Here is a 26,306-nt window from a genome sequence, read left to right as displayed (position 1 = left end):
AAAATTAATTTTGTTGCTTAAGCTTTAAATTTTGATCCCCGTAAAGACCTGTACCAACAGGAATCATACGACCTAATATTACATTTTCTTTTAGATCCTCAAGATAATCAAATTTACCCGCAATACTTGCTTCTGTTAAAACTTTTGTTGTTTCTTGGAACGAAGCAGCTGAAATCACACTATCACTTCCAATAGCTGCTCTTGTAACCCCAAGCAATACAGGCTCAGCCACAGCAGGTTCACCACCATATCTTAAAATTCTTTCATTTTCTTCTCTGAATTTTCTTCTTGAAACCAAATCACCCACAATAAAGTTTGTATGACCACTATCAACAATTTTTACTTGTCTTAGCATTTGCGATACGATGATTTCAATATGTTTATCAGAAATCACAACACCTTGACCACGATAAACTTGCTGAATTTCAGAAATAAGATAATAATGCAATGCTTTTTCACCTAAAATTCTAAGCACATCATGACTTGAAATAACTCCATCGGTTAATTTTTCACCCGCATGGATAAATTCACCATCTCTTACTTGAATGCGTTTTGATTTATCTATCAAATACTCTGCACTACTTCCATCTTCTGCTTGAATGATGATTCTTTCTTTTGATCTTAAAGGTTTATCAAATCTAACAACCCCGTCAATTTCAGCCACAACAGCAGTATTTTTTGGCTTTCTTGCTTCAAATAATTCAGATACCCTTGGAAGACCTCCAGTAATATCTTTTGACTTAGCTGCTGCCTTTGGAGTTTTAGCTAGGATATCAGCTTGCTTGACCTTATCACCATCATTTACATAAATAACAGTTTTTGGTTCGAGTTGATAACGCACTACTTTATCATTTTCACCTATAATTAACAATGCAGGACGTACTCCACTTGGTAAATACTCATTAATAACAAGCGATCTTTTACCAGTTGCTTCATCAATTTGCTCATCAGCACTATAACCTGACTCAATATCTTCAAAATTAATTGTACCTGCAACTTCTGCAATTACAGTATTGTTATATGCATCCCATTCAGCAATAATAGTTTTATCTTCTTTACTTGATTTTGCTATGATGGTTTTAGGATTATCCACAAAAGCGCTATCGTCAAATTCAATCACAGATTCTCTTGGTATATAATGTCTTTTTGCTTCTCTATCATTTTCATCAGCAATAACAACAAAAACACCTTTTTCTTTAACTACATCGCCTTTTTTTAGATTTCTAATTCTATCTAAGCCATCCCCTTTAAGCATATAAAACTTCAAAGTACCTTTTGCGCCAGCTATAATATCTTGAGTGATAGGATCTCCATCTTTTACTAGTAATTCACTCGCATAAGGAATACGATTTGGTATATTCCAACCTTCTTTGATTACTTCTACAATACTTTCATTTTCAGCTACTTCATCACCATCGCTATATGGAATATATAATTTACCTTCGATATTACCACTTACACCCGCAAGCTCATTAGCTTTTGCTAAGTCATACTTTCTTAATATAAATTTAGCTTCATTGTTTTTCGCTTTAACACTAACCACTACATCCTCATATGCATGTTCAATATGGATAGTTCCTTTAAATGGAGCTTTTATTTTTGGTTCAACAAGTAAAATAGCAGCATTGCGGTGATTGGCCACTATAGTTTTACCTTGTCTATCTTCATAGGTATTAAGATTATAAAATCTTACAAAACCTTCTTTGTGTGCTACTACTTGGCGATCTTGTAAATCTGTACTAGCAGTACCACCACTATGGAAAGTTCTTAACGTAAGCTGTGTTCCTGGCTCGCCAATTGATTGAGCAGATATAATACCTACAGCTTCACCTGGTTTAACTAATTTGCCTTCACCTAGATTAATACCATAGCATTTAGAACAAACTCCTTTTTTAGCTTTACAAGTAATAGGAGTTCTAATACTTACACTTTTTACTCCGCTTTCAACAATAATTCTAGCTTTTTCCTCATCAACTAAAGTACCTTCTGAGAATAAAATTTCATTAGTAATAGAGTCAATAATATTTTCAGCTAAAACTCTTCCTAAAATTCTTTCTTCTAAGGTTTCAATTACAACACCATCTGCAGTGATTTCGTTAATTTCAACACCCTCATGCGCACCACAATCATCCATTGTAACTTTTACATTTTGCGCCACATCGATAAGCTTTCTTGTCAAATAACCTGCATTTGCTGTTTTTAAGGCTGTATCTGCAAGACCTTTTCTGGCACCGTGAGTTGAAATGAAATATTCAAGAACGTTAAGTCCTTCACGGAAGTTTGAAATAATCGGTGTTTCAATAATAGAACCATCAGGTTTAGCCATAAGACCCCTCATCGCGGCAAGCTGTGAAATTTGAGCTGCTGAACCCCTAGCACCAGAATCTGCCATCATATAAATAGAGTTAAATCCTTCTTTGTCTTTTTTAATCAACTCCATCATATCTTTTGATAAGACATTATTAGCACTTTTCCAAATATCAATAATCTTATTATATCTTTCACCCGAGGTAATCAAACCTAAATTATATGAATTTTGAATTTCTCTTACCTGCTTTTTAGCTTCTTCTATACTTTTTTGCTTTTGATCTGGCACAATAATATCAGCAATTGAAATAGAAATACCCGCTTTTGTTGCATATTCAAAACCAAGATCTTTTAATTTATCTAAAAAGCTAGCACTTACTTCAAGGCCACCTTCTTTATAAACATAATCAACCAAAGCTGCAATATCTTTTTTCTTCATGACTTTATTCCACATATTTTCAGGAACAAAATCAGGCAAGATAGACTTAATGATTAATCTTCCCGCAGTTGTAGTGATTTTTCTACCATCAACCACACTTCTTATACTTGCATGAATATCTAAAGATTTTGCTTCTAGGGCAATCATAACCTCTTCAATACCTGTACAAATTTTATGCTCACCCTTAGCACCATCTTTTTCTAAAGATAGATAATAAATCCCCAAAACCATATCTTGAGAAGGCACAGTCACGGAACGACCACTTGCTGGAAGCAAGATATTCATAGATGAGAGCATTAATACTTTACACTCAGCTATTGCTTCTTGCGATAAAGGCACATGCACAGCCATTTGGTCCCCATCAAAGTCAGCATTAAACGCTGCACATACTAATGGATGAAGTTGAATTGCCTTGCCCTCTACAAGAACCGGATGGAAAGCTTGGATGGAAAGCTTATGCAAGGTTGGAGCACGGTTAAGCATTACAGGATGACCTTTAACAACCTCTTCTAAACACTCCCAAACTTCGTTGGTTTTATTTTCTATCATTTTTTTGGCTTGTTTTACAGTGGTAGCATAACCTTTTTCTTCAAGTTTAGCTAATAAGTGTGGCTTAAATAATTCTAAAGCCATTTTTTTAGGTAAACCACATTGATCCATTCTAAGTTTTGGCCCAACAACAATAACACTACGACCTGAGAAATCAACCCTTTTACCAAGTAGATTTTGTCTAAAACGACCTTGTTTACCTTTGATAATTTCACTTAAAGATTTCAATGGACGTTTATTTGCACCTTTAACTGCATTTGCTCTTCTACCGTTATCAAATAAAGCATCAACTGCTTCTTGGAGCATTCTTTTTTCATTTCTAATGATAATTTCAGGTGCATCAAGCTCCATAAGTCTTTTTAAGCGCGTATTTCTATTGATAACTCTTCTGTATAAATCATTCACATCAGAAACTGCAAATTTTCCACCATCTAAAGCTACTAAAGGTCTTAAATCAGGTGGTAATACAGGTAAATTTGTAATCATCATCCACTCAGGACGATTAGGTACCACTTCATCAATATTTGTATTGCTATTTAAATTACTATTTAAGAAATTTTCTACCACCTTTAAGCGTTTGATGATAGTTTTTTTCTTTGCTTCTGAATTCGTTGCTGCAATATCTTCTTTTAACTTATTTAAAAGCTCAACAAGATCTAAATTTGCTAGTAAATCTCTAACAACTTCACCACCCATTCTAGCTTTAAATCCACTACTTTCATAGCGCTGCATTAAGTTTAAATATTGCTCTTCATTTAATACATCACAAAATTCAACTTTTTTAGTATTTTCATTATCATAGTAAGCATCACCTGGATTTTCTACTATATATGCTTCATAATACAATACGCGCTCTAAGTCTTTCATCTTTACACCAAGCAAAGTACCGATACGACTTGGCAAAGAATTTACATACCAAATATGTGCTACCGGAGTAACTAATTCAATATGTCCCATTCTTGAACGACGTACTTTAGAACTAGTAACTTCAACACCACATTTTTCACACTTAATGCCTTTAAAACGCATTTTTTTATACTTACCACAAAGACATTCATAATCTCTTACTGGTCCAAAAATTTTAGCACAAAAAAGCCCATCTCTTTCAGGCTTTAAGGTTCTATAATTAATCGTTTCTGGTTTTTTTACTTCCCCATAAGACCACGATTTGATTTTTTCAGGACTTGCAAGTCTTAATTGAAAAGCTTCAAAGTCTCTAGGTCTGCCATCTTCTTTTATTTCGATAGGTTTAAATTTACTCATTATTCTCATCCTTATCAAAAATCTCAACATCTAAAGCAAGAGATTTTAATTCATTTGTAAGTACAAAGAATGTCTCTGGAATACCTGTTGCTGGAACATTCTCACCTTTTGTTAAAGCTTTATAAGCACTAAATCTACCTTCAACATCATCAGATTTTATGGTTAACATTTCCCTTAAAGTATGAGCTGCTCCATAAGCTTCAAGAGCCCAAACCTCCATCTCACCAAATCTTTGTCCACCAAATAAAGCCTTACCACCAACTGGTTGTTGTGTTACAAGACTATAAGGTCCAGTACTTCTTGCGTGAACTTTTTCATCTACTAAGTGGTGTAATTTAAGCATATACATACATCCAACATGTACACGCTCTGCCATTTTTTCACCAGTTCTTCCATCATAAAGTTCGCTTTTTCCATCCATAGCTATTTTAGCCATTTCAAAAAGCTTACCAAATTCTTCAACCGTTACACCCTCAAATACAGGAGTAGCAAATTTTACCCCTTTAGCCCAATCCCTAGCATAAGAAATAAGTTGCTCATCATTTAAAGTTTGCACAAATTTCTTTTCTAGTTCAAGTCTAGATACACTACAAATTTCAAGAATTTTTTCGCGTAATTCTTTTACAAAATCTTTTTGTTTTCTATCAAAAATTTCTTGAATTTGATCACCTAGCCTCATACCAACAATCCCTAAGTGACTTTCAAGAATTTGTCCTATATTCATACGGCTTGGAACTCCTAGAGGATTTAAAGCTATATCAATAGGTCTTCCATCAGGTAAATATGGCATATCAACTTCTGGAACGATATTAGATACAATACCTTTATTTCCATGGCGTCCTGCCATTTTATCCCCAACTTTTAATTTTCTCTTAGTTGCAATATAAACTTTAACAAGTTTTACTACCCCACTTGGTAAAATATCATCTTTTTCTAAAATTTCTAATTTTTCATCATGCTCTGTTTTAAGCTTTTTCTTCTCGTTTTGGAAATGATTTTTTAAATCATCATATTCTTTTTGCACTTCTTTAGAATAAGCTTTAACTAAAGAATTTAATGCAAAACGATTGATTTTTTCTAATTCCGTAATTTCTACTTTAGAACCCTTTTTATATTTAACACCATTTATTTCTTCATCTGAATTTAAAGGTGACTTAGAAAGCAAAGAACAAACTCTTAAAGTTTCTTCTCTATCCATCATTAAAAGTCTATCATGATGTTCTTTTTCAAGGTTTAATTTTTCATCATCATAAGCTTTTATAGCGCGCGCATCTTTTTCATAACCTTTTTTAGTAAAGATTTTCACATCTACAACTACACCTTCTAATGAAGCAGTTGCATACAAAGATTTATTTACAACATGTCCTGCTTTTTCACCAAAAATAGCTCTTAATAATCTTTCTTCAGGTGTAGGTTTTACTTCGCCTTTAGGTGAAACTTTACCCACTAAAATCATACCAGGTTTAATATGGGTTCCTATTTTAGCAATACCACTCTCATCAAGATGTGCTAAATCCTCTTCTTTTACATTTGGAATATCTTTTGTAATTTCTTCTACACCATCTTTAAGCTCTCTAGCCTCTACTTCTTTTTCATAAATATGAACACTAGTAAAAGTATCTTCGCGTAAAATTTTCTCACTAATTACAATAGCATCTTCATAGTTATACCCATGCCATGGCATAAATGCGATTAAGGCATTTTTACCAATAGCAAGCTCACCTTGATCCATACTTGGACCATCTGCAATGATTTGACCTGCTTGAACAAATTCACCTTTTTTTACAATTGGATGTTGAATAAAAGTTGTATTTTGGTTAGTTCTTAGATTTTTTTCCATTTTATAATGATCAATAAATGGACCATTTTCATCTTCACCCAAAATGAAAATATTTTTATTATCAACTTTTTCTACAATACCTGCTCTTTTAGCTTTAATAGCTTCCCAAGCATCACGTGCAATGATTTTTTCCATACCAGTACCTACTATAGGTGCTTGTGCAGTTAATAAAGGCACTGCTTGACGTTGCATGTTTGAACCCATCAAGGCTCTGTTTGCATCATCATGCTCTAAGAATGGAATTAAAGATGCTGCAACCCCTACTATCATACCTGAACAAAGGTCAATCAAATGCACCTCTTCTCTTCTTGCTAAGATTGTTTCACCATCTTGTCTTGCTTCAACAAATTCTTCAACAATATTACCTTTTTCATCAATTTTAGTTGAAGCTGCTGCGATCACTAAACCTTCTTCTTGAGTAGCGGTTAAATAAACGATTTCATTGCTTACTTTACCATTTTCTACTTTCTTATAAGGTGCTTCAACAAAACCCAAATCATTTACTTTAGCATAAGTTGAAAGTGTATTAATCAAACCAATATTTTGACCTTCTGGGGTTTCAACAGGACAAATTCTTCCATAATGCGTTGCGTGTACATCACGCACTTCAAAACCTGCTCTTTCTTTTACTAAACCACCCTCACCAAGTGCAGATAAACGACGCTTGTGAGTTACTTCACTCAATGGGTTTGTTTGATCCATAAATTGAGATAATTGACCACCGGTAAAAAATTCCATAATTGTTACAGTAATGGTTTTAGGATTGATCAAATCATAAGGCATTACTTTATCAATATCTGCATTTAAAGCCGTAAATTTATCTCTAATAGATTTTTGCATTTTAGCAAGACCTACATGAAGTTCATTCGCTAAAAGCTCTCCGATTGATCTAATACGACGATTGCCTAAATGATCTCTATCATCAATATGACCTCTACCATTTTTTACTTTAATTAAATATTTTGCAGTTTTTACTATGTCCTCATTAGTTAAAACCGTAACGTATTCAGGCGTATCTAAACCTAATTTATGGTTCATTTTCATACGACCGACTTTTGTCAGATCATATCTTTCAGGATTAAAAAATAAATCATTCACAAAAGCTTTTGCAGCATCTTTTACTACAGGCTCACCCGGTCTCATCACTTTATAAATTCTAATAGCTGCTAAATCATTTTCATCTTCTATATTTTCTGTTTGTTTTAATAACTTTAAAGTTTCATTATCTTGAATGAAAGAATTAATAATAGCAGCATCTACTCCATTAGCTAAATCATTTGCAATATCAAATTGTTTTTCTTCTTTAATTTTTGCTAGTTTTCCTTCATCTAATAGCGTTAAAGAATCATACAAAACTTCACCAGTTTCTTTATTAATAATAGGATTAGCTAAATATCTATTTGTTAAAATTTCAACTGGATATTCAACCCATTTAACACCATCTTTTACAAGCTGATCAGCCTTTTTCTTTGTCATTCTTTTACCAGCTTGATGAATTACATTACCTTTTTCATCTTTTAAATCATATTCAACTCTATCTAAAAAGTCATTTGGATTAAATTCGGTTAAGAATTTATCTTTTTTTACATGAATAGTTTGTATAGGGTAGAATAATTTTATAATATCTTGTTTTTTATAACCAAGCGCTCTAAATAAAATTGTAATAGGCACTTTTCTTCTTTTATTGATACGTACATAAAGTACATCTTTAGCATCATATTCAAAATAAAGCCAAGAACCACGATCTGGTATAATTTGAGCTGTATATACTAATTTATTTGCAACAGTAGAACTTTCTTCTTCTTTGAAGATAACACCTGGACTTCTATGAAGCTGATTAACTACAACCCTTTCTACTCCGTTGATAATAAAAGAAATTCTATCTGTCATTAAAGGAATTTCTCTAATATAAATTTCTTGTTCTTTAATATCTTTTATACCAATTTTCTCACCCGTTTTTTCATCTTTTTCATGTAAAGTTAAACGGATTTTCATTTTTAAATTTACAGAATAAGTCAAACCTCTTTCCATACACTCTCTAATGGTATATTTAGGCTTACCTACTTCACTACTTACATATTCTAAACTTAATCTATTTTGCGGATCATGGATCGGAAAGATAGATTTAAATACTTTTTCAATTCCGCTTTCTGAATTTTTTGCATCTAAATTTAAAAAATAATCAAAACTCTTTTTTTGTAATTGTAATAAATTTGGAATGTCTATTTGTTGTGGAACATTCGAGAAGTCTATTCTTAAACGATTTCCTGATTGTGAATTTAACATATTATTATACCCCATGGTAAAAGTATTGAAAGAAAGAATCCTTAATTAAAGGAAAACAAGAAAGGATATATAATCCTTTCTTTTAAAAAACAAAAAATTATTTAAGCTCAACCTTAGCGCCAGCTTCCTCAAGTTGCTTTTTAGCTTCTTCAGCTTCAGCTTTGCTAACACCTTCTTTAAGAACTGATGGAGTTTGCTCAACTGCGTCTTTTGCTTCTTTTAATCCAAGACCAGTTAATGCACGAACAACTTTAATTACGTTGATTTTTTTATCACCACCATCTTGTAATACGATATCAAATTCAGTTTTTTCTTCAGCAGCACCGCCAGCAGCACCTGCAACAGCAGCACCTGCAACCATAACTGGAGCAGCAGAAACACCAAATTTTTCTTCAAATTCTTTTACTAATTCTGAAAGCTCAAGAACACTTAGGTTAGAAATAAATTCTAATACATCTTCTTTAGTAATTGCCATTTTTTATCCTTTTTATAATTTTATTCAGCTTCTTTTTTTTCTTTTAATGCATTTAATCCAATTGTGAAATTGGTGATTGGTGCATTCCAAACTTGCAAAAGCATAGCAAGTAATTCATTGCGAGAAGGCATTTTAGCTAAAGCTTTAACTTTATCTACAGAAGCAACTTCGCCTTCGATAAATGCAGTTTTGATCTCAAATGCTTGATTAGCTTCGCTAAATTTATCAGCAACTTTTGAAACATTTAATTGGTCTTCACCCCAAAGATAAATATTAGTATCTTTAAGTTCCATTCCATCTTTGCCGGCATTTTTAAGAGCAATACTTGCTAAAGTATTTTTAATAATTTGAACTTTAACATCCATTTCTCTCGCATTATTTCTTAACTCTTCAAGTTTTTTAGTGTTTAAACCCTTATAGTTACAAACTACAACAGCTTCACTAGCTTTAAAACCTTCTTCAAGTTTAGAAACAAGTTCAACTTTTTGGCTTTTAGTCATCTTTACTCCTTTCCGACCGGTGATTTCAAGCAGAGCAGAAAATCTAATTAAGTCCTAGGACCTCGGCTATCTCCAATCTAAGATAAAAATTAGATAAAATAAAAGTTATTATCTTATCTAATTTTTATTAATGAGAGTAAAACTCTCATTAATTTTATTTTGTATCAAGTAATTCTTGAGTATCAAGAGAAAGAGAAGGACTCATAGTTAAAGAAAGACTAGCATTTTTAATATATCTTCCTTTTGCAGCCGCTGGTTTGTGTTTATTAATAGCTTTTACAAATGCTGTCATATTTTCTTTTAATTGCTCTTGAGTAAAACTAACTTTACCTAAACCTGCATGGATATTTCCTTGTTTATCAACACGGAAGTTAACTTGACCATTTTTAGCATTATTCACAGCTTGTGCAACATCCATTGTTACAGTACCTGTCTTAGGATTTGGCATCAAACCTTTAGGTCCTAAAATACGACCTACTTTACCAACTAAACCCATCAAATTTGGAGTAGCAATTAAGACATCAAAATTCATATTTCCTTTTTGAATTTCTTCTACTAAATCATCACTACCAACTATATCAGCACCAGCATTTTTTGCCTCATCAGCTTTTGCATCTTTTGCTATAACAGCAACACGCACTTTTTTACCTGTACCACAAGGTAAAACTACACTACCTCTTACCATTTGATCTGCATGTCTTGGATCAACATTCAATTTTAAAGCAATTTCAACTGTTTCATCAAATTTAGCAGAGGCAAGAGTTTTAACTATGCTTATTGCTTCATCCATTAAATAATTTTTATTTGAATCAATTTTTTTTAATAATTCTGTAAATCTTTTAGTATTTTTAGACATTAATTTTTCTCCGCATTTTATATAAAGTGCTACCGCCTTTTTAAACTCTTGGCGGTAAAGAGTATTAATCTACGATTTCAACACCCATAGAACGAGCAGAACCCATAATAATCTTAGCAGCTTGCTCTCTATCTTTTGTGTTCATATCAGCTATTTTTTTATCAACAATTTCTAAAACTTGTGCTTTAGTTAATTTACCTACTTTGTTTTTTAAAGGATTGTCTGCACCTTTAGAAATACCCGCAGCTTTTTTGATTAAATCTGTAGCTGGTGGTTGTTTTGTGATAAATGTAAAGCTTTTATCTGCATAAACAGTAATAACAACTGGAATATTAAAACCAGCCATATCTTTTGTTCTTTCATTAAATGCTTTACAAAATTCCATAATATTAACACCTTGTTGACCCAAAGCAGGACCAACTGGAGGTGATGGATTAGCCTTAGTAGCAGCTATTTGTAATTTTATTTCTCCTACGACTTTTTTAGCCATAACCTTTCTCCTTTACTTGCTATATTATCAAACTATTTTTTCAACTTGAGAGTATAAGATCTCTACTGGAGTTGATCTACCAAATATTGAAACATTTAGCTTTAAAACTCCTCTAACCATATCATATTCTTCTACAATACCTACAAAGTTTGCAAAAGGACCTTCGGTTATTCTTACACTTTCTTCTTTATCAAATGAAATTTTAGGTTTAGGTGCTGCTTTATTTTTCACCTTTTCTAAAATAAGATTGATATCTTTTTCACTCAATGGGGTTGGTTTTTTACTTTCCCCTATAAAACGACCAACTTTTGGCAAAGATTGAATTTTATGCCAAAGTTCTGTTGATAAGTCAATATTGGCAAATACATAGCCTGAATACAAACTTCTTTCGCTTATTTTTTCTTTACCATTTTTAAATTCGATCACATCTTCAGTTGGAACAATCACTTCTAGCAATTGCTCTTGAATTCCATGATCTCTAACTAAATTTTCTATGGCTCTTTTTACAGCCATTTCACTACCTGCATAAGTTTGAATTGCATACCATTTATGATTCATTATTTTATCCTATAATCTTAGATAATGAAAATGACATAATCAAGTCAACCAATGCTAAAAATAATGAAACAACAGTAACAACTACAAAAACTGTAATATAAGCATTTCTAACTTGCTCTTTCAAAGGCCAAATAACTTTTGATAATTCAGCTTTTGACAATTTAAAATAAGTTATTAGTTTTTCCATATTTTACCTTATTTTGTGGCAGGGCAAGAGGGATTCGAACCCCCAACCATCGGATTTGGAATCCGGCGCTCTACCGTTGGAGCTATTGCCCTAAGGGCTTTTGTATAAAAGCCTTAACTTTTTAATTTAACTTCTTTATGAACTGTATGTTTTTTTAATCTTGGACAATATTTTTTTAATTCTAATTTTTCAGTTGTATTTTTGCTATTTTTAAAAGTACTGTAATTAATATCACCGCACTCTTCACATTTCAAACCAACTTTAATTCTCATTTTTATTCCTTAAAAAGCGAGATAAAATCTCGCTTATGATTATTTAATAATTTTAGATACAACACCTGAACCAACAGTACGGCCACCTTCACGGATAGCAAAACGAGTACCTTCTTCAAGTGCAACTGGTGCAATAAGACTTACAGTAATTCTAACATTCTCACCAGGCATAACCATTTCAACACCTTCTGCAAGTTGGATAGAACCAGTAACATCTGTTGTTCTTACATAGAACTGTGGTCTATAGTTGTTAAAGAATGGAGTATGACGACCACCTTCATCTTTATTTAAAATATAAACTTCTGCTTCAAAGTCAGTATGTGGAGTAATTGATTTTGGCTTAGCAAGAACCATACCACGAAGAACATCTTCTTTTTTAGTACCACGTAGAAGAACACCTACGTTATCACCTGCTTCACCTTGATCCATTTCTTTTCTAAACATTTCAACACCAGTTACTGTAGTGCTTTGTGTTTCTCTAATACCAACGATTTCAATAGTGTCACCAACTTTAACAACACCTTTTTCAATTCTACCAGTAACAACTGTACCACGACCTGAAATTGAGAATACGTCTTCGATTGGCATTAAGAAATCTTTATCTGTATCACGAGCTGGAGTTGGGATATACTCATCAACTGCTGCCATAAGATCTAGGATTTTTTTAGACCATTCACCATCTTGTCCAGCTTTTGCTTCTTCAAGGGCTTGTAAAGCAGAACCTGAAATAATTGGAGTGTCATCTCCTGGGAAGTCATAAGAACTTAATAACTCTCTGATTTCCATTTCAACTAATTCTAATAATTCAGCATCATCAACCATATCAGCTTTGTTCATGAAAACAACGATATATGGTACACCTACTTGACGAGAAAGTAAGATGTGCTCTCTAGTTTGTGGCATTGGGCCATCTGCAGCAGAAACAACAAGAATAGCACCGTCCATTTGAGCAGCACCAGTAATCATATTTTTAACATAGTCAGCGTGACCTGGGCAGTCTACGTGAGCGTAGTGACGATTTTCTGTTTCATACTCAATGTGAGAAGTTGCAATAGTAATACCACGCTCTTTTTCTTCAGGAGCATTGTCGATATTATCATAATCTTTAAGCTCAGCCAAACCTCTTCTTGAAAGAACAGCAGAGATAGCAGCTGTTAAAGTAGTTTTACCGTGGTCAACGTGACCAATAGTACCAATATTTACGTGAGGCTTATTACGTGAAAATTTTTCTTTAGCCATCTTTTTCCTCCATATAAAATTTACAAACAAATACTAATTTATGTTTTATAATCTTTTGAAATCAATGGAGCTCATAGCGGGACTTGAACCCGCGACCTCTCCCTTACCAAGGGAGTGCTCTACCTCTGAGCCATACGAGCGCTCAGAAAAATTAAAAACATAAATTATAAAATTTTGGAAATTTGAAACTGCTAGAAATTCTGAATTTAAAAACAGCTCCCAGTTTCACTCTACCAAAATTAGGTTGGAGCGGGAAACGGGACTCGAACCCGCGACCCTCAGCTTGGAAGGCTGATGCTCTAGCCAACTGAGCTACTCCCGCAAAGCAATGGTGGTGAGTCGTGGATTCGAACCACGGAAGGCGAAAGCCAGCAGATTTACAGTCTGCCCTCGTTGGCCACTTGAGTAACTCACCATGAATAAAAATGCTTTTTATTTCTGGTCAAACACTGCTATTAACAATGGAGCTGGTTAAGGGACTTGAACCCCCGACCTGCTGCTTACAAGGCAGCTGCTCTACCAACTGAGCTAAACCAGCAAAAAATAAAGTTGAATTATAATGTAATTTTGAATTAATGTCAAGTGTTTTATATAATTTTATATAATTTTCAAAAAATAAAAGGATATACATGAAAATTCTATTTTCTCCTAGTGAAAGTAAGAGTAAAACAGATACACATACTTGCATACGCAGCAAATCTTTTATATTTACTGACCTATATAATAAAAGACTTGAAGTAATTAATAAATATAAAAATTTTATACAGCAGTGTAAGGAAGATGAGCTTGCGGTTTTTTTTGGCGTAAAAGACAAAAATGAAATATATGATTTCACTCAAGATATACTAAAAAAAGATACAGCTAAAGCTATTCAAAGATATAATGGAGTTGCCTTTGAATATTTAAATTATAATAATTTAGATAAAAAATCAAAAAAATATATAGATGAGAATGTTTTGATATTTTCTAATCTTTTTGGACCTATTTTAGCAAAGGACTTAATACCTTATTATAAATTAAAACAAGGTGAAAAAATAAAGGATTTTAATATAGAGAAATTTTATAAAGAAAATTTCTCTGATATAATTGATAAATTTTTAGAAAATGAGTTAATAATCGATCTTAGAGCTAAATTCTATGAAAAATTTTATACTATTAAAAAGCCTTTTTTAACTCTCACTTTTTTAAAAAATTCCAAAACTTTAAGTCATTTTGCAAAAGCTTATAGGGGTAAAATACTAAGAATATTAGCAAGTAAAAATATACATAGCAAAGAAGCTTTGCTTGAAAATCTACCTAATGAATTAAAAATAAAAGAAATTAAAATACAAGGATTAAAAGAAGAGATAATTTTAGATATAGTAAGCTAAGCCTTTTGGCTTAGCTTTTATAATTAGAATTTGTATAGAGCTTCAAGTCTGATGAACTGATCTTTTGTATCATCAACACCTTGCTGATTGAAATCTTCAGTTAGGTAAGAATAGAAGCCACTAAATGTAAGTTTTGGGCTGTATTTATAAGATAATCTTGCAATATATTCATTTTTATCTATATCATAACCAACTTGTTCAGATTTACCACCTACATAGTCAAATCCTACTCTTACAGTTTCAGCAAAAGTGTAACCTAAGCCTGCAAAGTAATAGAAATTGTCACCAGTGCTACCTCTTAAGTCACTACCTTCAGATGAATAGAAAATTTGCTCTGCTGGAGCGATTACTCTACCTTTATCTTCTAATGTTACTATAGTAGCTTTATCTTTTTCACCATAACCAACAATACCTGCTTGGAAATCAAATGCTGAAATTTGGCCTTGTAATTGAGCAGCATAGAAATTACCATTATCAAGACCTAATTTTTCTTTGTCGCTATCTAAGCTATTTCCTAAGTATTGACCTTGGATTTTGAAGTTAGCTACATCATTGAAGCTAAATTTATAGCTAGCATCTACAGCATATAAAAATGCCCAGTTGTTTGAATAAGCAGCCCATAGTTGGAAAGCAAATGGATCAAAATCACCTAATACAGCAGCACCATATAAAGAAGCATCAGCTATACCTAAACCAGTGAAATCGCCATCATCTGTAACGTTAAAGCTGTCAAACCAATAACCAGCAAAAGTTAAACCTTCAATAGAGTTATTGATGATTTTAGCTCCTGTACCGATAGCATCATCAGTCCAAATTGAACCAACTTCCATTTTACCGAAAATTACGCTTGTAGCATAAGCTTCATTAGTATATTCTAAGTATGCTTGTTCAACATCAAAACCTTGAGCTGTGTTTGTTTCAGCTTTAGCAGTTGGGCTATTAAAACCTAACTCACCTGTACTGTCATATTGGAATTGAACGAAAGCTTTGAAGTTATCATCTAAAGCTGCTTTAAAGTTGATTTGCGATTTAAATCTATGTCTGTTTTCTTTAGCACCGTTGTAGCCATTAGAAACAGTGTTTCCTTGTTCTAATCTATCAGATTCAAATCTGTATCTCATCATTCCTGATACTTCAATATCTTTTATAGCTTCTTCAAGTGAAACAGCATTAGCTGCTGAAAAAGCACCTGCAGCTAAAGCTGCTACTAAACTAAGTTTAACTAGTTTCATGAGAATTCTCCTTATTAAAATTAAAACTATGGCTTGTATTATAGCATAGTTTTATATAAGAATTCTTAAAGTAAATAAAAACAATATAAATATGTTCAAAGACTATGTATTAAAAGTAGATATATCTTTAAAGATCTAGTTTAAAACTAGATCTTTAAAAACTAAGGAGTTATCTATGAATGTTTGCTTTTACAAATGTAATTATGCTCTTTGATAGTTAATGTTTGGAAACTAAAATTACATATCATCACAACTTATGACTTTATTATTTATTATCATTGATTGCTTGTTGTTTTGATCAAATTTAGGAATATGAGCATAACCACTTATGGGATTTATAACTATACATATATGTTGATCTTTGTTATTAGATAATCTTATAATACAATCATTGTTAAAAGATGCAAGTTTGTCATAAATGCGTGTAGCATTTTTTAAAGGCGTATATAAACGACCATAATCATCAAAAACTAAACGCGTACTACCTTTGCAAACACCTTCAAATAAAACCTTAGATATACCATAAGTTTTTTCTATATTATATTTTAAATTTGCTTTGAAGTCATTTTGATTTATCACTCCACTTTGACCTGAGTTCATTAATATGTCAGGGTTAATAATATCAACAGCTATTTCTCTGTCTTTATTAATCATATTTTTACCTATATTTGCATTTCCATCACCGTTTTTATCCAAAAAAATAGTATAAGTTTGCTCATTATTGGTAGCGGATTTAGATCGTATAAAATATAGCTGCCATTTAGCCTTAAACCACTCTCGTTTAGCAATGTTAAAATCTTTTGCCCTAAAATCATTTTGTATTAAAGCTAAGTGTCTTGTGTATTTAATATCATTTAAAACTTGTTCAGCTCCCAAACGCAAGTAATCAGGTTTATAATAAACATAGCCCATAGAAAATAATAAGGATAATATAACACAAACAAAAACTAGTTCTATTAAAGTAAAAGCTTGCTTCATTTTATAGAATAATAAACTTTATGCTTACCCAAACTAACATATATCTTACTAGCTTTTTTACTAGAATAAAGCTCTAGTTTACCTTTAGAAATACCATAAAATTCAAGTCTTAAAGCTAGTTCTTTATCTTGGATGAAAATATGTGTGAGATTTTGTTGTTTTAAATTTAGTGCTAATTCTTTAGCTATGTTATAATCATAGGCAAAATGTTTTTTTGGATCTTTTAATAAATAATAAAAACTTTGATTAAAAATAATACCAAGATAAAAAAACAATAAAAATATCAAAGAGCATTCTATAAAAATTTTATGTTTTAAGCGCAGTTGTGGCATTCTTGAGCGATAAGAAGACATTAAATAACGAATCAACAAAGGGGTGCAAACCACACAAAAAGGTAAAAAATCTTCTAAAAAAAGTCTTTGTCTTATAGAAAAAATTAAACAAAAAACAAAAGTAGTTGCACTAATAAACCATAAAAGTGGTTTATCTTCTTGTAAAAGAATTCTATAAACAACATAAAAAAAATAAAGAAAAATCAAAGGAGAAAAACAAGCTGCAAAAATACCCAAAGTATCCAAAAAATACCCCTTAGGTTTTCCACTTGCATCAAATCCATAAACACTCATTGCAATAGCAAATAAAATCAAAGAGCATAAAATAAGCAATTTATCCTTTTTATAAATAGCATAAAAGAAAAAAGATAAGTATAAAATTGCAAAATTTCCATCTATAAAAAGAACTAAAACTAATAAAACATAAAATAAAAATATTTTTTTATATTCAAATAATACTAAAATTAAAAGGGTAAAAAATATCACAATACTTGATTCATTAACAAGCAAAGCACTAGCAACACTGCCAGGAAGTAATATAAAAAGCACCACAGAAATAAAAGCATCAAAAGAGGTTTTAGTATATCTTAAAGCTAAAATGTACAATAAAACACAACTTAAAGAATGTAATAAAACAAAAGGTAGTCTTAATCCAAAATCATTTTGACCAAAAAGAGCAGTACCAAATCTAGCGATCATAGCAACTAAGCTATGATCGTAAAAATAAATTTGTGCTTCGTTATAACTTATAGATAAAGTGCTTATGCCATATAGTAAAGCACAAAAATCAAAAAATAAAACAGCTAGTAAATACCTTTTCATTTTTGATTAGTCAAGTTTTACAGGTCCATTGCTTGCGTGAGATTGTAAAAATCTTAAAATTCTATCTTTTTCTGCGTCAGTAATTTTTGCAAAACCTTGCATAGCAGATAAGTATGCATCCCATTCTTCCATTAAATGCTCTTTTGGCTTATGCGCTGCATGACAACTTGTACAAGTATCATAATAGGTTAATTCTATCTCATCCCAAGCAAGAATTTCTTGATCGGTTAAATCTTTACTTTTAACTAAAAACTCCATCTCATTATTTGCATTTTTAGCATTTAAAGTAAGCAAAAGATAAATTCCATCTTTAGTATAGGCAAGACTTTTTGGATTTGACTCTACAACCTCACCTTTAACTTTGACTAAAGAATATTCGCCCTCTTCTTTTATAAGCTCTACTTTAGAGCCTTCATAAATTTGTCCTACTACCTTCTTGCTAACACTATCTAAAAGATCTACTTTTTCATTAAAAATAAACATATCTTTAGCAAATAAAGCACTAGCTAAAAAAGTCAATACTAATATAATTTTCTTCATTATTAAGCTCCTATGATTTCTGGCGGTGTAGTTGAGTTATAAGGTTTTATAACTTCTTTTAGCTTTTTAACACCTACTAGACAAGTATTTACACTTGTTGCTTGAGCCATAGTTGAAGTTGGTCTTGAACTAGTTAAAACATTTACATGACCTGCATTACATCTTGGCTTATTATCGCTTATATCTTCAGGATCATACCAAGCGCCTTCTTGAATACTAATAACTCCTTCCATGATATTATCTGTTACAAAAGCTCCTGCTAGAAGTGACCCACGATCATTATACACTTCTACAACTTCCCCGTGTGTAATACCAAGTTTTTTAGCATCATTTGTATTAATCATCACAGGCTCTCTACCTTGAATTTTATATAAATCTCTTACCCAAGTATTATCAAGCTGAGAATGCACTCTATATCTTGGATGCGGGCTTAACAAATGGAAAGGATATTTTTTAACTAATTTTTCATTACCTAACCACTCAGCAGGCTCAAACCAAGTTGGATGTGCTTTAAAGTCATCTAAATTATATTTTTCAAATTTCGGTGAATAAATTTGAATTTTTCCACTTTCTGTTGCAAGTTTATTCACCACAGGATCAGCTCTAAATTCAGAGTGTCTTACGAAGTTATAAGCTTCTTTTGGAGCTTCAAAATGAATAAAACCTTGTTTCCAAAAATCAGCAAATTCCATATAATAAGGACAATCGCTTCTACCATAAAAACCTTCAAGCCATTGTTGCTTTGTTTTATTTCCAGTGAATTTTTTATGCTCTCTTTCACCTATTCTTTTTGCCAATTCTTCAAAAATATCATAATCATTTCTACTTTCAAAGTAAGGCTCAATTACTTTTTTCATAGCATAAACATAATCTTGAGAATAAGAACCACCAAAACTAATATCATCTCTTTCTAAAGTTGTGGTTGAAGGTAATACAATATCAGCCATTTTTGCCATAGGTGTCCACCATGGCTCATGCACAATTAGTGTATCAAGAGTTCTTAAAGCTTTAATAAGTTCATTTGTATTTGGATGGTGTCCTAAAATAGAAGCACCGACTACATACATAAGTTTGATTTTTGGGTAAGTGATTTCCTTACCTTTAAATTTAATTGTTTTACCTGGATTTAAAATAGCTTCTGAAATCCTACTTGCAGGAATATTAGTATCAAGATTATTTTTGCCTTGTGGTAAGCCTACTGGTAATCTTACACCTGAAAACGCTTGTCCACCACCTGAATAATGCATAGAAAAGCCAAATCCACCACCAGGTAGACCTACTTGACCTATCATTGAGGCTAAAACCATTAAAGTCCAATCAGCTTGTTCACCATGGTGTGCTCTTTGCATAGCCCAGTTACCTGCTAAGAAAGTTCTGTTTTTTACAAAAGTATCTGCTAAGATTGTGATAACTTTTTCTTCAACGCCGGTAATATTTGCAGCCCAAGCTGGAGTTTTATCAATACCATCAGTTTTTCCAAGTAAATAAGGTAAAAATTTATCAAAACCATCAGTATATTTTTCAATAAATTTTTTATCATATTTTCCACTTTTATATAAATAATTCATCATACCAAGCATTAAAGCTACATCAGTATTTGGGCGAATTTTAATCCACTGGGCATTTAAAATTTCTGCCGTTTGAGTGTATTGAGGATCAATGCTAATAAATTTGATATTTGATTTGCTGTATTTTTTATAATACTCATCATTGCCACGATTTGCAACTTTAAAGTCAATTTGATTACATTTATAAAGATCAGCTCCCCATAAAACATAAACTTGGGTATTTTCTAAGATAACCTCATGAGAAGTTTGTAAAGAATAAACTTCTAAATCCCCTACTATACTAGCATTTACTTTACCCGCAGCACCATTACTATACTCTCCATCAGTGCCGATGTGACCACCTAAAGCAGTATTGAAAAATCTTCCTGCTACTGAATTACAATTATGCAACAAGCCCACATGCCCCCAAGCACCATAACTTGCATTAAATAAATTTTCAATAGGGGTTTCTTTTAACTTTTGCAATACAAGCTCTAAAGCTTTTTCCCAACTTACTCTTACAAAAGGCTCTTTACCTCTTAATTTAGGTCTTTTCTTTCCTTCTAAAAAACTTTTTCTAACACAAGGATATTTCACTCTAGTGTCTGAATAAGTTCTATCAATGATAGCATCAGTAATAATAGAAGGATGTTTATCAGATTGTTGCGGTGTGACTTTTACAAGCTTTCCTTCTGAATTTACTTCAGCCCAAAAAGCACCAAAATGCGTAGCATGTGGGATTTTTTTAGTATCATAAAATTTAGTTCCCTCGCTTGCGGCTATTAAAGGATTAACCGAAGCAATTGCTGAGGTAGCAGCTAGTCCTTTTAAAAATTTCCTTCTAGTTAAACTCATAAAGCATCCTTTCTTAATAAAAATATGACAGTATTATAATACTCATATTTAATTAAAACTTAAATTTTAATACTCCAAAAAAAGTCAATCCACTCTTTAGCTTCTTTTATATAAAACTCAGGAATTAATAATGCTGAAGGTTTATAAAAAACACTTGCTACTTTAAGTTCTAAGCGAGGATATTTTTCCATTAAAACTCTTTTGATTTCTATCATAGTTTCACCACTATCTATAATATCATCTACCAAAAGAACTTTTTTATATGAACTTAGATCAGGAATATTAAAAATTTTAATCGTATCTAGCTTTTGTGTATCTTCATAATGAATAGAATTTAAAGAAAATAAGTTTCTATTTCCCATACCTTCTGCTAAAAAATGACCTAAAGTCATACCACCTCTTGCAATCGCAAGTAATACATCAGGATTAAATTCTTCCTTAATTTTACGTGTAAAAGGAATAATTTCTTTTTGAAATTCTTCATAAGCATAATAATACATAATCACTTCCTATAAAAATTGTAATAAAAATACTAATAATGAAATCGCACTTAATACAATAATACCAAAACTAATTTTATCAAATTCTTTTTGCATGATACGCATAAATAAATACGCAATAAATCCAAAAGCAAAACCTGTAGTAATAGAATAAGTTAGCGGCATCATGATAATAATAAAAAATGCACTTACTGCTATAGCTTTATCTTTAAAATTAATATTTGCAACTTCCATAAACATTAAAACTCCAACAAGAACCAAAATAGGATAGATGGAATTTGCGGGAATAGCTTTAAATACTGGTAGTAAAAATAAAGTAAAAATAAAACATATAGCAGTAACTAAAGCTGTAAGCCCTGTCCTACCCCCTGCTTCTACCCCTGCTGAGCTTTCCACAAAAGCAGTTACAGTAGAAGTTCCAATAACAGCCCCCATAGCTGAACTAGCAGCATCAGCACCTAAGGTTTTGCCTAATTTTTTCTCGCCTTGCTTTGGATCGTCAAAGATTTTTCCTCTTGAGCCTACGCCTGTAATTGTACCCACACTATCAAAAAGCTGAGTAACAAAAAAAGTAAGCACTATAGGAATCATACTAAGCTCTAATGCACCTTTAATATCAAGCTTACCAAATATAGCGCTTAAACCATTATCTCCACTAATAACTGGTAAAGATAAAAGTTGCTCTGGAAACTTAGCTCCATCAATGCCAAAAATCCAAGCACATAAAGCACTTACAAAAACTGCTAAAATAAATGCAGCTTTAATCCTCCAAGCCCAAAAAACAAAAACCAAAAATAAACCAAATAGCCCAAAAAGCACTTTAGTGTTTGAGAAATCACCCAAACCTACTAAGGTTGCTTCACTTTTAGTGATAATCCCCATTTGTACAAGTCCCATAAAGGCTATAAAGGTTCCAATTCCTGCTGATATAGCTTTTCTTAAATCATTTGGTATACTTTTTATCACCCAAATCCTAAAATTAGTAAAAGATAATAAAGTAAAAATAATACCCGATAAAAACACAGCTCCCAAAGCGCTTTGCCAAGGAATTTGATAGGTATTGCACACACTAAAAGTAAAATACGCATTTAACCCCATACCCACACTCATAGCCACAGGAGTATTAGAAAAAAAGGCGCTAAAAGTAGTAGCTATAATAGTCACTAAAGCGGTTGCAACAATTAAAGCTTCTAGCGGCATACCTGAATTACTCATAATATTTGCATTAACTGGTATAATATAAATCATTGCTAAAAAAGTAGCAATACCTGCATAAATTTCAGTTTTTACATCACTATTATGCTCTTTAAGTTTAAAAAAATCCATTTTTATCCTTAATAAGTTTTTAATTCATTATACAAACTATCACGTTCTATCGCTATATAACCTGAACTTTGAATCATTTCTACAAAAGTTTTTAAACTCAAGCCATTTGAACTTTTTGCGCCACCTGCACTTTGTATGCTTTCTTTTTCTATAGTACCATCTAAATCGTTTGCGCCAAAATCTTGAGCTACCATTGCTAAATTTATACCCATGGTCGCCCAATAAGCTTTGATATTTTTAATATTATCAAGCACTATCCTTGCTATGGCTAGAGTTTTTAAAATTTCTACCGAACCAAGTGGTTTTTTACCTGTAATAAAACTATTATCTTGCTGCCAAACCAAAGGAATAAAAGCATTAAAACCACCGGTTTGATCTTGAAGATTTCTCAATCTTATCATATGATTAATTCTATTTTCTCTGCTTTCTATATGCCCAAAAAGCATTGTGGCGTTACTTTGTCTGCCTTTTTCATGCCAAAGTTTATGAATTTTTAACCAATTTTCACTACTTACTTTACCATGGCAAATTTTTTTTCTAACTTCTTCATCAAAAATTTCAGCCCCACCACCTGGCATAGAATCAACACCATATTCAAGCATTTTTTCTATCACACCTTCATAGCTCATATTAAAAGCCCTGCTTAAAAAATCAATCTCAGCAGCAGTTAGGGCTTTAATATGTAAAAATGGATATTTTTCTTTAATCATTTTAAAAATTTCCAAATACCACTGCCATGATGTGTTTTTATTGTGCGCTGAAACAATATGAATTTCTTTGGTATCTCTTAAAACTGTTTCATCGACTATTTTCATTATCTCTTCGTGCGACATGGTGTAAGGATTAGGATTTTTTCTGTGTGCTGAAAAAGCACAAAATTTACAAGTATCTGCGCATATATTTGTAGGATTAATATGGCGATTAATATTAAAATAGACCTTTTTACCATGCAAATTAGTGCGAATTTTTTGTGCGTATTTGCCTAAAGTAAAAAGCTCTAAATCCCAAAGCTTATTGGCTTCTTCTTCATTTAATCTTTCCTGATTTTCTAGTTTTTCTATAATTGTTTGCATGTTCTTACCATTTTTTAAATTTAAATTACAATTATAATTTTAACTTACTTAAAATTTAATACAAAGTATTTTTGGTATGATACTAGTAAAATTAAATAAGGATTATTATCAAGTTATGAATATACAAAAAATTCAAAAATTAAAAAATTCTTTAAAAGATTATGAAGCTTATTGCTCCAGACTTTTTTTAAAACAAGGCTCGTTTAGTTTTTACCACTCTAAAGAAATTGATCGTTTTATAGAAGATGTTTACGAACTTGTTTTGAATGATTTTTTTGATGATTATTTTCCACATAATGATAAATTTCCTTTTTGTATTATCGCTATTAAACAATATGCCAAAATGAATTTAAGCATAAAAGAAAATGTTGATTTATTGCTTATTTATAAAGACATAAAAGCTTATAACATCAAGCCTTTGATGAAAGCATTTATTACTTCTTTAAATGATATTAATTTAAATATCAATTATCAAATTTGTGAAATAAATGGACTTTACAATATAGCTAAAAACGAGCTAAAACAAAATATTTTACAATATCGTTATATTTGTGGATCTAAAATTTTATTCAAACAAATCAAAGAAAAAATTTCTCAAGCTCAAGATGAGTTAAAAGAAGAATTTGCTTTAAAAATTTTACAAGAATTTAACCCTTATCATCAACCTTTAATCAAGCAAGAATTTGATATTAATAAAAATTTTGGTGGTTTAGATGAGCAACTTGATATAGAAAATTTAAGTATATTATTTAAAGATTCTCCTAAAAATTATATGCTTAATTTTATCAACGAAAAAGAATTAAGTGAATTTAAACTTGCAAGCGATTTTTTGTTTTCACTTAAATGTGCAATGAATCTTTTAGAAGGTAAAAATACCAATTTATTTTTAATACAAAATTCACAAGAACTTGCTAGCTTAATGCAAAAAAAAGAAAAGAAAAATTTAGATCTTAAATCCATACTTATTCAAAAAGCTATGCAATGCATGCAAACTTGTGGAATTTATACGCAATTTTTAGCAAGATGCATCCAAGAAAAACACTATAAAGATAATGAACTTTATGAAACACAAGATAACTTTTTTGCTTATTCTAACAAAAGTGAAAACCTAAATTTGATATTAAATCAACTTTTAAAATTAGATGATAAAGACTATAATTTTGATATTAAACTCATTTTTGCATTAAAAAGAGTAGAAAACAAAGATGAAAATTTAGAATTATTCAAGAAAATTTTAGAAAGAAAGCATTCTTTTGCTCTTTTAAAACTTCTTGCTGATGCTAATATTTTAAAAGATTTTTGCAAACCTCTTACTCAAAGCAAATTCCTGCTCGAAGAAGAAGGTATTTATAGTGCGTTAGATAGAGCATTACTTTGCTTAAAACACTTTGAAGAAAAAGATTACGATTTTAATAAAAATACACTTTTAATAATAAAGCTCACCATACTTTTAAGTGCTATTCATGAAGAAAATGAAATTTCTTTGGCAAATATTTATAGGGCTTATGTGGGAAAATTCCAAATCGATAATGAACTTTTAGATTTTGGCTTAAGATTATATAAGAATTTTAATGCTTTTAAAGACATTATAGAAAAAGAAGATATTTATAATTCTACTATTGTTTTAAATTTTATTTCCAAATTAAATGATATAAATACCTTAAAAACTTTACATCTTTTATCTTTTTGTAATGCTAAAGCTTTAGGTATAGAAAATCATTTTTATTATAAAAGCTTAGAAAGATTATTTCAAAATGCACTAGAAGGCTTTGAGGATGAGAATTTGATTGATGAAAGTCAAAGAAGAGTAAAAAAAGAACAAACTCTAAAAAGAAGTAAGGCTTTTTTAGATCTTGATGAACAAACTCAAAATAATATCACTCATATTAAATCCAATCTCTTTTTTATAAAAAATAGTTTTGAAAAAATCATCAAAATAACACAAATTGCACAAAAAGAAAATTTTACTTTTTGGCTTGATAATCAAGATAATTTTACCCTAGAGCTTATAATGAATAGAAAAAACAATCTTGAAAATATACTAAATACTTTAAGTTCTTTAAATTTAATCTTTATGAGTTTCTTTGAATTATTTGATGAAAAAGTTTATTTGAAATTTGAATATTCGGATATAGTAAGCGATAATCAAAAGCAAAGTTTAGAAAATTTACTTAATTCTAAATTACATTTAAAAGTACAAAAAAAGGCAAAAAAACCAAACATTAAAAAAGATGAATTAAAATTAGATATGAATTATTCCAAAAGCTATGCCAAAATAACCTTAAACACAAAAGATCAAAAAGGTTTGATGGCTTATGTGATGGATGTGCTTGCAAGATATGATATTATCTTAAGTGCAGCAAAAATTCAAACCATAAAGGAAAGAACGAGAAATGTTTTGATTTTGCATAAAAATGAAAGCTTGCAAGATCATAAAGATCAAATTCTTAAATCACTAATAAGCGAGTAA

20 protein-coding genes and 5 tRNA genes are annotated in these 26,306 nt (G+C 31.1%); 2 read left to right on the top strand and 23 right to left on the bottom strand.

The genetic code is table 11. The annotated features are described in order from the left end of the window. Window positions 1–4: 4 nt before the first annotated feature. The 15 genes from rpoC to EL235_RS02215 form a co-directional block, all read right to left on the bottom strand. The gene (rpoC, locus tag EL235_RS02285) at window positions 5–4,558 is read right to left on the bottom strand and encodes a DNA-directed RNA polymerase subunit beta' (RefSeq protein WP_039625514.1); all 4,554 of its coding nucleotides are present in this window, start codon (window positions 4,556–4,558) and stop codon (window positions 5–7) included. Next, window positions 4,551–8,684, bottom strand: a complete 4,134-nt coding sequence (gene rpoB / locus EL235_RS02280) for a DNA-directed RNA polymerase subunit beta (RefSeq protein WP_039627374.1) — start codon at window positions 8,682–8,684, stop codon at window positions 4,551–4,553. Before rpoB ends, rpoC begins: the two co-directional genes overlap by 8 nt. 97 nt (window positions 8,685–8,781) lie before the next feature. Further along, entirely contained in the window at window positions 8,782–9,159 is a 378-nt protein-coding gene (rplL, locus tag EL235_RS02275) for a 50S ribosomal protein L7/L12 (RefSeq protein ID WP_012661184.1), read from the bottom strand. Window positions 9,160–9,179: 20 nt separating this feature from the next. After that, on the bottom strand, window positions 9,180–9,659 hold the full coding sequence (rplJ, locus tag EL235_RS02270) for a 50S ribosomal protein L10 (protein ID WP_039617749.1): 480 nt from the start codon (window positions 9,657–9,659) through the stop codon (window positions 9,180–9,182). Window positions 9,660–9,813: 154 nt separating this feature from the next. Then, complete coding sequence (gene rplA / locus EL235_RS02265; protein WP_126340723.1) at window positions 9,814–10,515, bottom strand: 50S ribosomal protein L1; 702 nt, start codon at window positions 10,513–10,515, stop codon at window positions 9,814–9,816. Between the two features lie 64 nt (window positions 10,516–10,579). Further along, window positions 10,580–11,005, bottom strand: coding sequence for a 50S ribosomal protein L11 (gene rplK / locus EL235_RS02260; protein ID WP_012661181.1), 426 nt, complete (start codon window positions 11,003–11,005; stop codon window positions 10,580–10,582). Between the two features lie 27 nt (window positions 11,006–11,032). Further along, the gene (gene nusG, locus EL235_RS02255; protein ID WP_087684660.1) at window positions 11,033–11,566 is read right to left on the bottom strand and encodes a transcription termination/antitermination protein NusG; all 534 of its coding nucleotides are present in this window, start codon (window positions 11,564–11,566) and stop codon (window positions 11,033–11,035) included. 1 nt (window position 11,567) lies between these two features. Further along, a complete protein-coding gene (gene secE, locus EL235_RS02250; protein WP_039617745.1) occupies window positions 11,568–11,750 on the bottom strand; it encodes a preprotein translocase subunit SecE in 183 nt (60 codons plus the stop codon). 16 nt (window positions 11,751–11,766) lie between these two features. Next, a tRNA-Trp gene (locus EL235_RS02245) sits at window positions 11,767–11,842 on the bottom strand. 21 nt (window positions 11,843–11,863) lie between these two features. Next, a complete protein-coding gene (gene rpmG / locus EL235_RS02240) occupies window positions 11,864–12,022 on the bottom strand; it encodes a 50S ribosomal protein L33 (protein WP_039617743.1) in 159 nt (52 codons plus the stop codon). A gap of 39 nt (window positions 12,023–12,061) precedes the next feature. After that, complete coding sequence (gene tuf, locus EL235_RS02235; protein ID WP_039617742.1) at window positions 12,062–13,261, bottom strand: elongation factor Tu; 1,200 nt, start codon at window positions 13,259–13,261, stop codon at window positions 12,062–12,064. Between the two features lie 65 nt (window positions 13,262–13,326). Then, window positions 13,327–13,401, bottom strand: a tRNA-Thr gene (locus EL235_RS02230). A 105-nt stretch (window positions 13,402–13,506) separates the two neighbouring features. Beyond that, a tRNA-Gly gene (locus EL235_RS02225) sits at window positions 13,507–13,583 on the bottom strand. A gap of 7 nt (window positions 13,584–13,590) precedes the next feature. Beyond that, window positions 13,591–13,676 (bottom strand) — tRNA-Tyr (locus EL235_RS02220). A 47-nt stretch (window positions 13,677–13,723) separates the two neighbouring features. After that, window positions 13,724–13,799, bottom strand: a tRNA-Thr gene (locus tag EL235_RS02215). 91 nt (window positions 13,800–13,890) lie between these two features. Between EL235_RS02215 and EL235_RS02210 the strand changes: the two genes are divergently transcribed. Then, a complete protein-coding gene (locus EL235_RS02210) occupies window positions 13,891–14,631 on the top strand; it encodes a YaaA family protein (RefSeq protein WP_126340722.1) in 741 nt (246 codons plus the stop codon). 23 nt (window positions 14,632–14,654) lie between these two features. Here EL235_RS02210 and EL235_RS02205 read toward each other — a convergent pair whose 3' ends face one another. The 8 genes from EL235_RS02205 to mqnE all read right to left on the bottom strand — a co-directional run bounded on the left by EL235_RS02205 (window position 14,655) and on the right by mqnE (window position 23,836). Continuing rightward, complete coding sequence (locus EL235_RS02205; protein ID WP_126340721.1) at window positions 14,655–15,863, bottom strand: major outer membrane protein; 1,209 nt, start codon at window positions 15,861–15,863, stop codon at window positions 14,655–14,657. Window positions 15,864–16,100: 237 nt separating this feature from the next. Beyond that, on the bottom strand, window positions 16,101–16,841 hold the full coding sequence (locus EL235_RS02200) for a pilus assembly FimT family protein (RefSeq protein ID WP_114640123.1): 741 nt from the start codon (window positions 16,839–16,841) through the stop codon (window positions 16,101–16,103). Continuing rightward, window positions 16,838–17,995, bottom strand: a complete 1,158-nt coding sequence (locus tag EL235_RS02195; RefSeq protein ID WP_114640122.1) for a glycosyltransferase family protein — start codon at window positions 17,993–17,995, stop codon at window positions 16,838–16,840. Before EL235_RS02195 ends, EL235_RS02200 begins: the two co-directional genes overlap by 4 nt. A gap of 6 nt (window positions 17,996–18,001) precedes the next feature. Beyond that, complete coding sequence (locus EL235_RS02190) at window positions 18,002–18,535, bottom strand: monoheme c-type cytochrome (RefSeq protein ID WP_039625501.1); 534 nt, start codon at window positions 18,533–18,535, stop codon at window positions 18,002–18,004. A 2-nt stretch (window positions 18,536–18,537) separates the two neighbouring features. Continuing rightward, complete coding sequence (locus EL235_RS02185) at window positions 18,538–20,937, bottom strand: molybdopterin guanine dinucleotide-containing S/N-oxide reductase (RefSeq protein ID WP_126340720.1); 2,400 nt, start codon at window positions 20,935–20,937, stop codon at window positions 18,538–18,540. Window positions 20,938–20,996: 59 nt separating this feature from the next. After that, on the bottom strand, window positions 20,997–21,437 hold the full coding sequence (locus EL235_RS02180; RefSeq protein ID WP_039625498.1) for a phosphoribosyltransferase: 441 nt from the start codon (window positions 21,435–21,437) through the stop codon (window positions 20,997–20,999). Window positions 21,438–21,446: 9 nt separating this feature from the next. Continuing rightward, the gene (locus EL235_RS02175; RefSeq protein WP_039625497.1) at window positions 21,447–22,763 is read right to left on the bottom strand and encodes an NCS2 family permease; all 1,317 of its coding nucleotides are present in this window, start codon (window positions 22,761–22,763) and stop codon (window positions 21,447–21,449) included. 8 nt (window positions 22,764–22,771) lie between these two features. Next, entirely contained in the window at window positions 22,772–23,836 is a 1,065-nt protein-coding gene (gene mqnE / locus EL235_RS02170) for an aminofutalosine synthase MqnE (protein WP_039625496.1), read from the bottom strand. A gap of 115 nt (window positions 23,837–23,951) precedes the next feature. Between mqnE and EL235_RS02165 the strand changes: the two genes are divergently transcribed. Further along, a complete protein-coding gene (locus tag EL235_RS02165; RefSeq protein ID WP_126341188.1) occupies window positions 23,952–26,306 on the top strand; it encodes a nucleotidyltransferase in 2,355 nt (784 codons plus the stop codon).

The sequence above is a fragment of the Campylobacter lari genome, from assembly GCF_900638335.1.
GTDB classification, from domain to species: Bacteria; Campylobacterota; Campylobacteria; order Campylobacterales; family Campylobacteraceae; genus Campylobacter_D; species Campylobacter_D lari_E.
This window is presented reverse-complemented; position numbering and strand designations above follow the sequence as displayed.